14 protein-coding genes are annotated in these 13,488 nt (G+C 51.6%); 6 read left to right on the top strand and 8 right to left on the bottom strand.

Annotated features, from left to right (window positions below):
- Nucleotides 1–198 precede the first annotated feature (198 nt).
- From AC06G5_RS10135 to kefC, 5 genes are all read left to right on the top strand, one after another.
- Nucleotides 199–531 carry a carboxymuconolactone decarboxylase family protein gene (locus tag AC06G5_RS10135; RefSeq protein WP_008015729.1) on the top strand — a complete coding sequence of 111 codons (333 nt, stop codon included), beginning with the start codon at nt 199–201 and terminating at the stop codon, nt 529–531.
- A gap of 44 nt (nt 532–575) precedes the next feature.
- Complete coding sequence (locus AC06G5_RS10130) at nt 576–1,700, top strand: alkene reductase (protein WP_008015730.1); 1,125 nt, start codon at nt 576–578, stop codon at nt 1,698–1,700.
- 169 nt (nt 1,701–1,869) lie between these two features.
- Nucleotides 1,870–2,088: a tautomerase family protein gene (locus AC06G5_RS10125; protein ID WP_008015731.1), complete on the top strand. Its 219-nt coding sequence runs from the start codon at nt 1,870–1,872 to the stop codon at nt 2,086–2,088.
- A 191-nt stretch (nt 2,089–2,279) separates the two neighbouring features.
- Nucleotides 2,280–2,801 carry a glutathione-regulated potassium-efflux system oxidoreductase KefF gene (kefF, locus tag AC06G5_RS10120; RefSeq protein WP_043302110.1) on the top strand — a complete coding sequence of 174 codons (522 nt, stop codon included), beginning with the start codon at nt 2,280–2,282 and terminating at the stop codon, nt 2,799–2,801.
- A gap of 1 nt (nt 2,802) precedes the next feature.
- Nucleotides 2,803–4,629: a glutathione-regulated potassium-efflux system protein KefC gene (gene kefC, locus AC06G5_RS10115; protein WP_008015733.1), complete on the top strand. Its 1,827-nt coding sequence runs from the start codon at nt 2,803–2,805 to the stop codon at nt 4,627–4,629.
- 38 nt (nt 4,630–4,667) lie between these two features.
- Here kefC and AC06G5_RS10110 read toward each other — a convergent pair whose 3' ends face one another.
- From AC06G5_RS10110 to AC06G5_RS10075, 8 genes are all read right to left on the bottom strand, one after another.
- Nucleotides 4,668–4,997, bottom strand: coding sequence for a thioredoxin family protein (locus AC06G5_RS10110; RefSeq protein ID WP_008015734.1), 330 nt, complete (start codon nt 4,995–4,997; stop codon nt 4,668–4,670).
- A 72-nt stretch (nt 4,998–5,069) separates the two neighbouring features.
- Nucleotides 5,070–5,765 carry a DsbA family oxidoreductase gene (locus AC06G5_RS10105; protein WP_008015735.1) on the bottom strand — a complete coding sequence of 232 codons (696 nt, stop codon included), beginning with the start codon at nt 5,763–5,765 and terminating at the stop codon, nt 5,070–5,072.
- A gap of 64 nt (nt 5,766–5,829) precedes the next feature.
- Nucleotides 5,830–6,453, bottom strand: coding sequence for a TetR/AcrR family transcriptional regulator (locus tag AC06G5_RS10100; protein ID WP_008015736.1), 624 nt, complete (start codon nt 6,451–6,453; stop codon nt 5,830–5,832).
- A gap of 175 nt (nt 6,454–6,628) precedes the next feature.
- On the bottom strand, nt 6,629–7,402 hold the full coding sequence (locus tag AC06G5_RS10095; protein WP_008015737.1) for an SDR family NAD(P)-dependent oxidoreductase: 774 nt from the start codon (nt 7,400–7,402) through the stop codon (nt 6,629–6,631).
- A gap of 97 nt (nt 7,403–7,499) precedes the next feature.
- Complete coding sequence (locus AC06G5_RS10090; RefSeq protein WP_008015738.1) at nt 7,500–8,054, bottom strand: OsmC family protein; 555 nt, start codon at nt 8,052–8,054, stop codon at nt 7,500–7,502.
- Nucleotides 8,055–8,539: 485 nt separating this feature from the next.
- Entirely contained in the window at nt 8,540–9,067 is a 528-nt protein-coding gene (locus tag AC06G5_RS10085) for a hypothetical protein (protein WP_480459366.1), read from the bottom strand.
- A gap of 604 nt (nt 9,068–9,671) precedes the next feature.
- Complete coding sequence (locus tag AC06G5_RS10080; protein ID WP_008022721.1) at nt 9,672–10,235, bottom strand: TetR/AcrR family transcriptional regulator; 564 nt, start codon at nt 10,233–10,235, stop codon at nt 9,672–9,674.
- A gap of 106 nt (nt 10,236–10,341) precedes the next feature.
- On the bottom strand, nt 10,342–11,826 hold the full coding sequence (locus AC06G5_RS10075; protein ID WP_008022723.1) for an amino acid permease: 1,485 nt from the start codon (nt 11,824–11,826) through the stop codon (nt 10,342–10,344).
- 391 nt (nt 11,827–12,217) lie between these two features.
- Between AC06G5_RS10075 and metC the strand changes: the two genes are divergently transcribed.
- Nucleotides 12,218–13,387, top strand: a complete 1,170-nt coding sequence (metC, locus tag AC06G5_RS10070; protein ID WP_008022724.1) for a cystathionine beta-lyase — start codon at nt 12,218–12,220, stop codon at nt 13,385–13,387.
- Nucleotides 13,388–13,488 lie beyond the last annotated feature (101 nt).

Genomic DNA, 13,488 nt, shown 5'->3' with positions numbered 1-13,488 from the left:
TCATCAATAGCAGATTTAAGGCCGACCAGCCATCCTAGCTGTGCAGCTACGTGTCGCCCGCAGCCACCTTCAAAATGACATGATGACGCCGATTGTCGTTTTTCTCGTTGCACGCCTACCAACTAGATGGTAGCGTATATTCAGATTCAAAATTATCCCCGTGAACCTGCAGGGCGTTAACGCCCACGTGAGAATCCTATGCAAGATTGGAAGCAAACTCGTCAAGACATCAATGCGCGCCTGGTACAGCTGAATAGCCTGTCCCCTGAGACCTTGAAAGGCATGGCTTCGCTAGGAGGTGCTGGCGCGAAAACAAACCAGCTGGACGCCAAAACACGCGAACTGATTTCGTTAGCCGTAGCGGTGACCACCCGCTGTGATGGCTGCATCGCGTTTCACGCTGCAGAGGCCAAAAAGCTCGGCGTAACTACTGAAGAGGTGGCAGAAGCTTTGGGCGTAGCGATCAACATGAACGCAGGGGCTGCGCTGGTCTACAGCACTCACGTGCTCGACGCCTTCGACAAGTCATAAATCTTTCTTCGCCCTTCAACTCTTTAACGACGTCGAGATTAATCATGAATAAGCTGTTCACCCCTTACGATTTGTCAGGCATTGCGCTGAAAAACCGTGTTGTCATGGCGCCGATGACCCGCACCCGTACCCTGAACAACATTCCAAATGAATCCAACGCACTGTATTACGCGCAACGTGCTTCTGCCGGTTTGCTGATCACCGAAGGCCTGCCTATCTCCGACGAGGCTCGCGGCTATCTGTATACCCCTGGCATTTACGAAGATGAGCACTTGCCAGGCTGGCGCAAAGTCACTGAAGCCGTGCATGCCAAGGGTGGAAAGATTTTTGCGCAGCTCTGGCACGTTGGCCGTATGTCTCATGTCTCGGTGCATGGCATGGTGCCGGTCTCCTCGGGTACGGTGCCTGCGGTTGATACCACGGTGTATGCGTGGATCGAGCCTGGCAAATCAGGCCCGGTTCAACCCAGCGCACCACGTGCTCTGGAAACTGAGGAAGTAAAACGCGTCATCGCAGACTTTGTGAAATCTGCGCGGATGGCAATGGACGCAGGTTTTGATGGTATCGAAATCATGGCGGCGAACGGCTTTCTGTTCGATCAGTTCCTGAGCAGCGCCCTGAACACTCGAACCGACCAGTACGGTGGCTCCATTGCCAACCGTCAGCGCTTCCTGCTGGAGACCATTGACGCAATTGCTGCTGAAATCGGCGGTTCCAAGATTGGTGTACGTTTCTCGCCGTTTGGTCGCCTGTATGACTTCGGCGTGTATGACGGTGAAGAAGAAACCTGGATGAGCATGGCGGCAGCCCTCAATGAACGGGAACTAGCGTTCGTTCACCTGAACTACCAACCAACCATTCTCGCCGCGCAAACACCTGCGGGTTTCGGCGCCGCTTTCCGCGAAGCCTACAAAGGCACCTTGATGGCAGCTGGCGGCTTCACCAAAGAGATCGCAGAGTCTGAACTGGCCAAAGGTGAACTCGACCTGATTGCTTTCGGCACCGCCTACATTGCCAACCCTGATCTGGTAGAGCGTATGCAGAACGGCTGGCCATTGGCGGAAGGCGATCGCGCAACCTACTACGGCGTCAGCGATTCGATTGACAAGGGTTACACCGACTATCCGACTTACGCTAACGCTGCTCAGCGGGTTCCGGCTGAAGCGTAATTGCTTGAAGGCACAGCCTACGTTGAGTTCTGCGTGGGCAGGCCTGTCGTAATGCGGAGCCTACCAGTCATGTCTGCTGTAAAGACCGGATAGAACCCGCGCCCCAAAGTCACGAAGATATGGGCGTCTTCGGTACTGACCTATAGCCCTTATTGAAATGGAGCACACTATGCCGTTAGTCATTATTAAAGGTATCGAAGGCGTCTTCACGGAAGAACAAAAAGCCGAGGCGATTCATAAAGTTACCGAGGCCATGGTCTCAGTCGAGGGTGAAAACATGCGCGCTCTCACTTGGGTTCTTTTCGAGGAAGTCAAAAGCGGCAGCTGGGGCATTGCAGGAGAGCCAATCACCGCAGAGAAGGTGCTTAAGCTACAAGCTGGCAAATAAATTGCTGCCCTGATAATCAAGCCTTCTCTGGATTTGCTGCATCTCGTTCCTTGGGACTTGGCATCTTCTCCAGGGAGGGCTTTTTCATTCAAAAGGACATTAATTGGCCTCAAAGTGCTTGAACGAAAACCATCCTTTACATGGGGTGGGTTCTATCGCTCATCGACCTAACGGACATCCTGGAGGTCATCTTGATTCTTATCATTTACGCTCATCCCTACCCCGAAAAATCACTTGTTAATCAAGCAATGCTCGAACGCGTATCCGGCAATCCGGACATAGTCATACGCTCCCTGTACGACCTTTATCCGGACTTCAATATTGACGTTGAGGCTGAACAGAGAGCGGTCGATCAAGCACAGCTGCTCGTATTGCAACATCCGATGTATTGGTACAGCTCCCCGCCCCTTTTGAAATTATGGATCGATAAAGTATTCACTCACGGTTGGGCATACGGCAAAGGCTCTGTCGCCCTCAAAGATAAGAGTCTGCTGTGGGCCGTCACGACGGGTGGTGAGCACGATCATTTCCAAATAGGCGACCACCCAGGTTTCTCGGTGTTGGCTCAACCCCTCCACGCAACGGCAATCTATTGCAACATGCGCTGGCTGAACCCTGTCGTGGTGCACGGCGCGTATGCAGCTGCACCCGACTCCCTACACTCACAAATCGAGCACTATTACGCGCGCTTGGCCTCCTGGAAGGAAGATTGATATGGAGACTCACAGTCTGATTGAAATGCTCATTTACTTGGGCTCAGCTGCCTTGATAGTCCCAATCGCCGTTCGATTAGGACTTGGCCCGGTTTTGGGCTATCTGTTGGCCGGCTGCCTGATCGGCCCGTGGGGCCTGAAGCTGGTAACGGATGTGGAGTCCATCCTGCACTTTGCTGAAATCGGCGTAGTTTTGATGTTGTTTATCATTGGTCTCGAACTTGATCCCAAACGTCTTTGGGCCATGCGCCGAATGGTTTTCGGTGGCGGCGCATTGCAGATGCTGGCCTGCGGTGTTGCAATTGCCGTGTTTTGCGCCGCACTTGGCTTGAACTGGACAGCAGCACTGTTGGTGGGATTGACGCTGAGTCTGTCGTCGACCGCCATCGCCATGCAGGCCATGAACGAGCGAAACATGACCCCAACTGCCGTGGGTCGCAGCAGCTTTGCCGTGCTGTTATTCCAGGACATCGCGGCGATTCCGTTGGTCGCAATGATTCCATTGTTAGCAGCACATGGTGGTACGCCCTCCGGCGCCGAACTCGCGCTGTCCATCGCAAAAATCGTCGGCGCGATCGTCGCGGTGGTTCTCTTAGGCCAGTACGTTTCCCGGCCCGTTCTGCGCTTTGTCGCGCGCTCGGGTTTGCGCGAAATCTTCAGCGCCGTCGCGCTGTTTCTGGTGTTTGGATTCGGGTTGTTGCTGGAAGAGGCAGGATTGTCGATGGCGATGGGAGCATTTCTCGCCGGCGTTCTGTTAGCCAGCTCGGAATACCGGCACGCGCTGGAAAGTGACATCGAGCCATTCAAGGGGCTGCTGCTCGGTTTGTTCTTTATCGGCGTCGGCATGTCGATCGACTTCGGTACGCTGATCGATGCGCCACTGAAAGTCTTTACGCTGACCTTGGGCTTTATCCTGATCAAGCTGCTGGTGATCAAACTCCTTGGCCGCTTCCTGAGTGTCCCTACTGAACAGCGCTCCTGGCAGGCGGTGTTTCTCGGTCAGGGCAGTGAGTTCGCCTTCGTCGTGTTTGGCGCAGCAACGGTTGCCGGCATCCTGGTCGACCCTTGGGGTAAAAGCCTGACCTTGGCGGTAGCACTGTCCATGTGCGTCACACCTCTGCTGATCCTTGTGCTCAATCGCCTGGAGTCCGCAAGTAAACAGGACAACCAAGAAGCTGACACCATAGACCAGCGCAATCCTCGGATAGTCATCGCCGGCTTTGGTCGATTCGGCCAAATCGCGGGCCGTCTATTAATGTCCTGTGGCTTTGAAGTAGTGGTGCTGGATCACGATCCAGATCATATCGAGACGTTGCGCAAGTTCGGGGTCAAGGTGTTCTACGGCGACGCGACCCGCCTTGATTTGCTGCATGCCGCCGGTGCTGCACAAGCAGTGGTGCTGATCAACGCCATCGACAATCAGGACGATAACCTGGCACTGACCCGGCTGGCCCAAGAGCATTTTCCCTCCCTGAAGCTGGTGGTGCGCGCTCGCGATATGGGGCACATCATTACCCTACGACAGATGGGCATAGAGGCAGTTGAGCGGGAGACTTTTGAAAGCGCTTTGTCCCTTGGACGCAGAGCGCTGGAACAACTGGGCGTCGGGCGCTACGAGGCCCGTGAACGCGCGGATCGATTCCGCCGCCTGAACCAGGAAATGCTTGAAGAAATGGCCGCGCAGCCCGAGGACGACACTGAGTTCAAGTACGACGCATACAAGCGGGCCAACGCCCTTCTGACGGAAATTTTCAACGAAGATAGAGCTCATCCGATCAATAACTGGCCGGATCAAAGTCGAGCCAAGGCGGAAGAGAAAGATAGCTAAACGAACGTCGAAAAATTTAAAGCCATTCTGAGGTCAGTCTAAAAGACGTCCTTTAAGTCAGCCAAGATTGCTTTCTTCAACGCGGCAACCGATCGAGAGCCGGCCAGAACCAAACGTAACCGCCCTTCGTGAAAAACCGCCAAGGATGGCACTGAGCGAATGCCGTACATCTGGGAAATCGTCGGCGAAACAGCCACATCAATTCTTCCGAATGCGGCGCGAGAATGCAGCTTGTCTGCCAGGTCGTGAAAGACCGGCTTCATTTCCTGGCATGGCTTGCACCAAGACGCCGAAAACAGCACGACGCTGCTGCCTTTTGCAACGAATCTGGCGAACTGTTCGGCTTTCAAGTCTACGATACGGTTCATTTGCACCTCACCCACAACGCCACTTCAAATCTAGAGATTGCAGCACCAACAGGTGCCGCAAAGTCTCTAGCATCAATTACATCCATCAATACCGCAGACTTGACCGCTGAACGACTCCTCCTCGCCCTTTGCTTCCAAATACATTTGATTCAATGCTTGGAGAAAGTCTTCTGGAAGCTGAGCACCCGCCATGGAAAATGCATTATTGAACACAAAAAACGGAACGCCTGAGCCGAATTGGGCCGCCGCGCGCTCGTCTTCCTGCATCTGAAGGCGCAGATCCGGGGATGACCACGCGAGTCGAATCGACTCATCAGATACCCCTACAGACTTTGCTATCGCCTCTAAACTTTTTCTGTCAAAGAGCGATTTACCCTGGGTGGTACTTTGCTCATAGAGCGCTTCCACCAGGTTTTTCTTCACTGTTTCATCTTCGACTGCTTTGACTAATATGTGCGCGTCTGCGGTGTCACCAAACAGCATGGTTTCGAAACGGTAATCAAGCCCCGAAGATTGGCCATATTGCTTAACCGTACTCATCATGGTTACAGCAGCGGTTGGACTACCCAATTTACGTTTGAGGGCTCCTACCATAGGCTCAGCAACATGGTTCGGGGCAAGACGGTAAGCTCTAACGTTGACTTGAACGCTGTCCTTGTGAGGAAAGTTTTCAAGCGCTTTTTCAAAACGACGCTTAGCGACCCAGCACCAAGGACAGACGTAATCAGACCAAATATCTATTACGAATTTCTTCGAATCACTGCTCATAAATCACTCTGTATTGAAGGGAATAAAGAGGCCGTCGCTATTGAGGAAAGACTTAAAGCGACTGTTAACAATTCGTTTGATGGCCACTGGTATGTTTGATCTCACGAGCAGACATCGCGGCTGATCGCTCCAGCGATTCGAGTAAGCAGTCGAACCCAGCCAAGGGATCTGCCGATCGGCCTAATGTCCAATCAATAAGACTCGCCCCCTCTAATGCACTCAACAGCATAAATGCATAGGATTGAGCGGGCTTGGCCAGTAACCATCCTTTCTGAATTGCTGCCTCACTGATGGTTCTCTGTAGCCAGTCAAGTTGTGTCTCGAAAAAAACTCGAGTAAGCACTTGAAGCGATAAAGGCAGTGCTGCCATTTCTGCCGCCAGTGCGCCACACAAAGGTAGAAGCCCTTCATTCGCACTGACGACGAAAAGACGGGAAAACGCTCGAAGCCGCAACAAGGGATCTTCATCGGCGTCTTCGATTGACCGAATGGTCGCATCGAAGCGATTGAAAGAGTCCTTGATCAACTCTTGACCGAGACACTCTTTGGTCGGGAAGTGATGATGAATGCTGGCTTTTCTAATGCCAATCGTCGCGGCTAGATCAGCATAACTAAACGCTGAGTAGCCCTTAGACCTCATCTGGGTTTCCGCGACTTTTAACAGCGCTGCTCTTGTCGAAACTGACATTGAAAACTCCTGCGGCTAGCCTTCAGCCGCCCTACACCAAAAGCTGGCAGGCTGCTGCCAGCTGGGCCAGTCAAATGGCCTTGGATGAACGTTCGAGCCATTGCACCTCCCAGCACTCTTGGTGATGGAATGGAAGTCGACTTAGGCGACTTCCATCAGACAGCGTTAGCTGAAATCAGGCACGAACGGCCATGATTCCCGCATCCACGTCCCAGATAGCACCGGTCACCCAGGATGTCTTGTCCGACAGCAGGAACACGATGGTGTTGGCCACATCCTCAGGAACACCAACTCGACCCAGTGGGTGGAAATCGTTCAGCGACTTCATCGCTTCTGGGATCGCCTCTTTGTCCATGAAACCTTCATAAATCGAGGTGTGAACGATCCCTGGCGAGACTGCGTTGACGCGGATACCCGAGTGAGCCAATTCAATTGCCAGGTTACGGGTCAGGGCGTGCAGACCTGCCTTCGCCATGGAGTAGGCAGAGGCCGGCGAACCTGCCAATGCAGCCTGAGCACCGATGGAGCCGACGTTGACGATTGATCCTTCGCGCTTGGCGGCGAGCATGTTCTTGACCACTGTTTGGGTGATAAAGAACGTTGCACGATTGAGAGACAGGTACATGTCGTACTCAGCTTCGTCGTGTTCGGTGAAGGCTTTGGGAATGAAAATGCCAGCGGAATTCACCATCAGGCTGATATCGCTGTGGTTGGCGTTGATTTCATTGCGAACGAAATTCATGCCTTCTTCAGTCATGAGGTTTGCGACTATCACAGAAACCGGGCCAAACGCGCTCAACTCGTTACGGACGGCGTCTGCCTTGTCTTGCTTGCTGCCTGTCAACACCACGCTGCCACCGGCTTTCAGCACCATGCGAGCAGTTTCCAGACCCATGCCACTGGTACCGCCTACCACAAGCAGTTTCTTACCTTTGAAAAAATCGTTCATTTCATACTCCAGTTAACTAAATTTCCGAAAATTGCAGCGCCAGAGATCATTCGTCTGCTGGCGCTCTTAGGGTTCAGAGAGTCAAACCCGATGAAAATCAGTCCTCACGAACCTCGAGGGTCGGCACCATACGGATGGCTTTCGAGAAGTTGGCGTAGTTGACCGACGTCTTGAGTACATTCTTGTGCAACTCTTCCACGCGTTCACGCGGCGCATCGGTGTGCAGACGAACGACGAAGCTCACTTCGTCGTAGCCTGGGTTGACGCTCTCGTCGAGGCCCAAGAAACCACGCAGGTCGAGGGTACCGTCCGTCTCAATTTCCAGACTGTGGATCTTGATACCCATCATGGCGGCGTTGGCTGCATAGCCGACCGACATGCAAGCGTTGAGAGCGGCCATTAGCAGCTCTTGAGGGTTAGGCGCACTGTTCTGGCCCAGCAACTCATTTGGCTCATCGGCGACGATTTCGAAATCACGCGAATAGGTCTCACCGGCGAGGCTGTAGCGACTGACTTTCGCCACAGAGCGCGTCTGGCCTTTCCACTGAGTCTTAACGTTAAAGCTGGCGTGGCGCTTGCCCGCATCCTCAGCAACACCTTGGGCAAACTGCTGCAGGGCGGCTACGTCAATACCGTTCAGGTTATTTGTCATTTGGTAAGTCCTCTGTGCAACGCATTTTTGCGCGGGGGTTGATGTTCGACGGAAGAACTCTACCAACTGGTAGGGAGGGATGCAATAAATTTTTTTGAAATTGCTTGATGCGCGAAAGCCAGCAAGGAGTAATCTACTCACAAGCCCGGTAAACATAGCCCAAAGCTAAGCACCGTCTATCCGAACGGACAGACGGCAAAACGCCTACGAGTAGGATGGCTTAAACCAAAGAGGCTATTACCCTCTAAATCTTTACCGGGCTTAAAAAATTAATTGAAAAGGTATCAGGGAGAGTAGTCATGAACCGTAAAATTGCTTCAGGTCTTTTTTTATCAGCAATTGGAATATACATAGCTGTGCCTCAAACGTCGTTACGTACAGAGGCGCAAGAACTGCCTACCGCAAGTTCTGTATCGGTTATTGATAACCAAGCCAAATCTACCGCTACTGCGTCTGATGGTGCTGATCATGTCGGTGCCGACGCATTAGCACGAAGTGGCGCTGAGCATGGCACGGGCCAGGTGGCCGCTGATGGGGCCGATCATGTCGGAGCAAAAGGTTTGGCTGCTGACGGCGCCGATCACGTCGGGGCAAAAGGGGTCGCCGCTGATGGTGCCGATCATGTCGGAGCAAAAGGTTTGGCTGCTGACGGTGCCGATCACGTCGGGGCAAAAGGGGTCGCCGCTGATGGTGCCGATCATGTCGGAGCAAAAGGTTTGGCTGCTGACGGCGCCGATCACGTCGGGGCAAAAGGGGTCGCCGCTGATGGTGCCGATCATGTCGGAGCAAAAGGTTTGGCTGCTGACGGTGCCGATCACGTCGGGGCAAAAGGGGTCGCCGCTGATGGTGCCGATCATGTCGGAGCAAAAGGTTTGGCTGCTGACGGTGCCGATCACGTCGGGGCAAAAGGGGTCGCCGCTGATGGTGCCGATCATGTCGGAGCAAAAGGTTTGGCTGCTGACGGCGCCGATCACGTCGGGGCAAAAGGGGTCGCCGCTGATGGTGCCGATCATGTCGGAGCAAAAGGCCTAGCCGCTGATGGCTCGGATCGCGTGGGTAAATATCAAGTGGCTTCCAAAGAAACTAAGATTCGGGTCGGTGGTATTGGCTCCGATGCGGTGGCTTCACTTAGGTAGCTGGTCAATCTATAGGAGTAGTAGTGAATCCTATGGATCTATATCTCTAAAGGTCGCGCTGGAAATGGCAGTTAGCTGCCATCTCCTCCGCAGATCCGTGCGGAACTATCGCATACGGCTCCTCGCCTTAGTGACGCGAAGCGTTCCCCTGAGTAAGGATGTGCACTTCTGGTTTTGGGGGCTTTCTTGCCTTCATAGGCGGCATGCCGGAGACCGAAACCGCCAAGACGCATGAGGTTTTCCGTCGCCGCGTGATAATTGGAATACTCCCCCTCCCACCTGCGATGCTGTACAGCCCAACGGAAAACCTCGATCAGCTGGGCCGTCGAAGCGTTAACGGGATAATCCGTCTTGGCTAGGTGTGGTACTCATTGCGTCAGGAAATGCAGGGGCTGCCATTGCGTCAACTCAACTACACTGCCGTCCGTGCAAAGTGCGTCCCACGGAGGAGTGGAACTATAGATAAAATCCTGAGCGCGAGTTAGGAAACGATAATATTTTGCAAAATCAAATTAAACCCAGACTGATCAACCACCTTGTCGCTAAGTGCCCAGGAAACAAAACTGCTGCCTTCAAGCAAGCTCAAGATCGCTCTTGAAACCTCTTTCGGGTTGAGATCTGCCTTAATAACTTTTTGGGATTGACCTATGACTAGATTACTTTCTAACCAAGAAATATGAATCTCAAAAAACTTCTTAGTCAACTCCTTAAGGCTTTCTGGCAGCGCAGACAGCTCAGCTGCAAGCGCACCGCAAAGTGGCAACATGCCGTTATCCGAGCTATCGACAAAAAGCTCGGCAAATGCTTTTAGCCGACCTACTACATCATGACTCTCTTCGTTTATTGACTCTAAATTCTTGGAAAATCTGAATAGGTAACTCTCAATAACAGCGATTCCGAGCCCTTCCTTTGTAGGGAAGTGATGATGAATGCTCGCCTTTTTTATGCCAATTTCATCAGCCAGATCGGCATAGCTAAATGCAGCGTAGCCTTTGGTGCGCAGCAATAACTCGGCGGTGGTTAAAAGGTCGGAACGCGTACTCATAAAGCTTACCTAGAGTTTTTAATGAATGCATATTAGCTGTCTTAAGGCAACAGTTCAACTCTAGAGATGAGAGGACGCTGTAAAACGACCTCTCATCTCTATTAAGCTAGGCCCCTACGTGGCTAGGATCGCTTTTAATTTCTTCCGAACCTTTAGCTTTGGAACGGACGGCCTTCGACCAACCCAGCATCAGTGCACCGGCGACTAACGGTATAGAAAGAACGGTGTAAGTTCCGTTGGGATAATCGAACGCCAAGAGAACCAATACCACAAGCAAGAAAACAAGAGTTAGCCAAGAGGTGAACGGCGCTCCAGGCATTCTAAATGAGACCATTTCGACCTCACCTCTTTTTACAGCACGACGGTAATTTATTTGCGATAAAACAATGAATGCCCAAGTCGAAAGAATCCCCAGCGATACTAAGTTCAGTAAGAGCTCAAATAATTGCGCGGGGATCAAGAAATTCAGTACAACACCAAATACGTTAATCCCCATGGTGACCAAGATCCCCATATAGGGTACCCCTTGACTACTCATGCGTTTAAACATTTTTGGCGCTGACCCACCCATCGCAAGTGACCTCAACACACGCCCAGTGGCGTATAAACCTGAATTGAGACTTGAGAGCGCCGCTGTCATTACAACAATGTTCATTACGGAGCCAATGCCAGGTACACCAAGTGCTTCAAAAAAAGTTACAAAAGGACTGACGTTAGCGCTATAGGCTGTCCAAGGGAGCACAGTAACAAGCAGAAATACGGAGCCCACGTAAAACAAACTTATTCTCCAGATCACCCCATTAATGGCTTTGGGAATAACTTTTCTTGCATCCGCCGTCTCGCCAGCAGCAGTCCCCACCAACTCTATGCTCGCATAAGCAAAGATGACGCCTTGCACGATGATGATTGCTGGCAAAAGCCCATGAGGAAATATCCCCCCGTTATCCGTGATCAAATGCAAGCCAGGAATATGTCCTGCCACCTCATGCCCAGTAGCAAAAAAGAACGACCCGATCACCAAAAAAATACTGATAGCGGCGACCTTTATCACCGCGAACCAGAACTCCATTTCACCAAACCATTTGACACCGACCATGTTCATCAATGTCACTACACCCAAAGCACTTAGCGCGAATACCCACTGAGGGACATCCGAAAATATACTCCAATACTTCATATAAATAGCAATGGCGGTTATATCAACAACACCTGTTAACGCCCAAACTACAAAATACATCCATCCTGCAACGAAAGAGGCACGCTCACCCATAAACTCCCTGGTGTAAGATACAAAACTTCCACTGCTTGGACGGTGCATCACTAGCTCACCCAGTGCCCTCAAAATGAAAAAGGCAAATATCCCACAAACCAAATAAATCACCGCAAGTGCAGGCCCCGCGATTTGCAGTCTGGCCCCAGCCCCCAGGAACAGACCTGTACCGATGGCTCCACCTAGCGCCATCATTTGTACATGACGTTTCTTTAAATGCTTTGAATATCCGCTTTCATGAGAATCAAGCCAGTTCGATCTATCTTTTAGTTCGCTGCCACACTGAACTGTTGAGAGAGATTGTATTTTTTGTTTTTTCATGTTTCACCCAAGCGATTAATTTGCAGTTTTTATTCTTATCCCTTGCAAACTTAACTTTCTTCTTCCCATTCCAAACGGGAAGTGCGAGAGAAGCCTTGAGCTCCCATGTCGTCAAAGACTCTAAACCTCTCCCACCCAATGCCACAACACGCTCAGATCATCGCTTTTCGGTCGACCAGGTAGCGAAATCCCAAGACACAAAAAACCTACCATTCACATGGTAGCCATGCAAACTCTATTTTTTAAATATTTTTAATGTCTTGTTTTTTAAAGAGTTTTACCTACATGCCAACCTTGTGGTAGACATTTAATGAAAATGGCATTTTAATCTTGAACCTGCGGTAGCTAGTGCGTAGCCAAATCTCACCAAACGCTAGAATTGGAAGCCGGTATGAAAAAATATAAAAACGTGCAAACCCTACTCGCCCACGCCTCTATCGAGCCTGATCAACATCATGGCTTCGTTAATACACCGGTTTACCGGGGTTCCACTGTGGCGTTCCCTACGTGTGAGTCGATGCGTGAGGGCCGCCAAAAATATACGTATGGCCGGTGGAACAACCCCTCGACGGAAGCATTGACTCAGGCCCTCCAGCAGCTGGAGGGAGCGGAAGGCACGGTTCTTTGCCCCTCGGGGCTCTCGGCATGTACGACTGCCATACTGTCGGTGGTGGGAGCTGGGGATCACCTGCTCATTGCCGACAACGTGTATTCGCCGATAAGGGCTTTTTGTGAGCAGGTGGGTCAACGCCTTGGAATCGAGGTCACGTTTTACGACCCGACAATAGGTGCCGGCATCGTAGATTTCCTCAAACCAAACACTAAAGCCATCTATACCGAATCTCCTGGCTCCTTGACTCTGGAATTACAAGACATCCCTGCGATAGCCAAGGTTGCCCATGAACATGACATCCTGGTTATTACAGACAACACTTGGGGTACCCCGCTTTACTTTCCATCACTGGAACTTGGTGTCGATCTGTCCATCATGGCTGCCACGAAATATATCGTCGGTCACTCAGATGCCGTTCTTGGTACCGTATCAGCCTCCAAGCGTGCGTGGGATAGCCTCAAGCGATTCCATTTCAACATGGGATTGTTTGCGAGTCCGGATGACGTGACGCTGGCGCTCCGAGGGATGAGGACGCTAGATGTGCGACTCGAACGTCATTACAAAAACGCGACGACTGTCGCCAAGTGGCTGGAGACACGCGAGGAAGTGGAAGCAGTTTATTATCCTGCATTAGAGTCTCACCCTCAGCACCAATTATGGAAAAGGGATTTTAAAGGAGCATCAGGTTTACTGTCCTTCGTGACAAAACCTTCCACGCAAGCAGCGGCAGATGCACTCTTGGATAGCCTATCGTTGTTTTCAATTGGCTACTCTTGGGGCGGTTTTGAAAGCTTGGCGATGATCGCAGATCCTAAACCCGTTAGAAGTGCGACGTCCTGGGAAATTGATGGGCACCTTGTGCGGCTGCATATTGGTCTTGAAGACCCATCTGATCTGATCGAAGACCTCGAACAAGGCTTTGCGAAATTCAACATGTTACGCGGCTAATCTTCAAGCTAATTATATGCACAGCCCTTAATTGGGCTGTGCTTTCTAGTCCGCCCGAATGCTTTATCTCAAGATCAACACCTTCAACACTGCTCGCCGAT

The organism is Pseudomonas sp. WT-JTC, assembly GCF_056711565.1.
The sequence above is the reverse complement of the archived record's forward strand: the minus strand, read 5'-3'. Positions and strand labels throughout refer to the sequence as shown.

What these genes read in the sequence shown, in the direction of transcription:
- AC06G5_RS10095 (WP_008015737.1), bottom strand. Translation starts at nt 7,402, where the DNA reads ATGAACGATTTTTTCAAAGGTAAGAAACTGCTTGTGGTAGGCGGTACC.
- AC06G5_RS10090 (WP_008015738.1), bottom strand. Translation starts at nt 8,054, where the DNA reads ATGACAAATAACCTGAACGGTATTGACGTAGCCGCCCTGCAGCAGTTT.
- kefC (WP_008015733.1), top strand. Translation starts at nt 2,803, where the DNA reads ATGGAGACTCACAGTCTGATTGAAATGCTCATTTACTTGGGCTCAGCT.
- AC06G5_RS10130 (WP_008015730.1), top strand. Translation starts at nt 576, where the DNA reads ATGAATAAGCTGTTCACCCCTTACGATTTGTCAGGCATTGCGCTGAAA.
- AC06G5_RS10075 (WP_008022723.1), bottom strand. Translation starts at nt 11,826, where the DNA reads ATGAAAAAACAAAAAATACAATCTCTCTCAACAGTTCAGTGTGGCAGC.
- AC06G5_RS10085 (WP_480459366.1), bottom strand. Translation starts at nt 9,067, where the DNA reads ATGATCGGCACCATCAGCGGCGACCCCTTTTGCCCCGACGTGATCGGC.
- AC06G5_RS10080 (WP_008022721.1), bottom strand. Translation starts at nt 10,235, where the DNA reads ATGAGTACGCGTTCCGACCTTTTAACCACCGCCGAGTTATTGCTGCGC.
- metC (WP_008022724.1), top strand. Translation starts at nt 12,218, where the DNA reads ATGAAAAAATATAAAAACGTGCAAACCCTACTCGCCCACGCCTCTATC.
- AC06G5_RS10100 (WP_008015736.1), bottom strand. Translation starts at nt 6,453, where the DNA reads ATGTCAGTTTCGACAAGAGCAGCGCTGTTAAAAGTCGCGGAAACCCAG.
- AC06G5_RS10135 (WP_008015729.1), top strand. Translation starts at nt 199, where the DNA reads ATGCAAGATTGGAAGCAAACTCGTCAAGACATCAATGCGCGCCTGGTA.
- AC06G5_RS10105 (WP_008015735.1), bottom strand. Translation starts at nt 5,765, where the DNA reads ATGAGCAGTGATTCGAAGAAATTCGTAATAGATATTTGGTCTGATTAC.
- AC06G5_RS10110 (WP_008015734.1), bottom strand. Translation starts at nt 4,997, where the DNA reads ATGAACCGTATCGTAGACTTGAAAGCCGAACAGTTCGCCAGATTCGTT.
- AC06G5_RS10125 (WP_008015731.1), top strand. Translation starts at nt 1,870, where the DNA reads ATGCCGTTAGTCATTATTAAAGGTATCGAAGGCGTCTTCACGGAAGAA.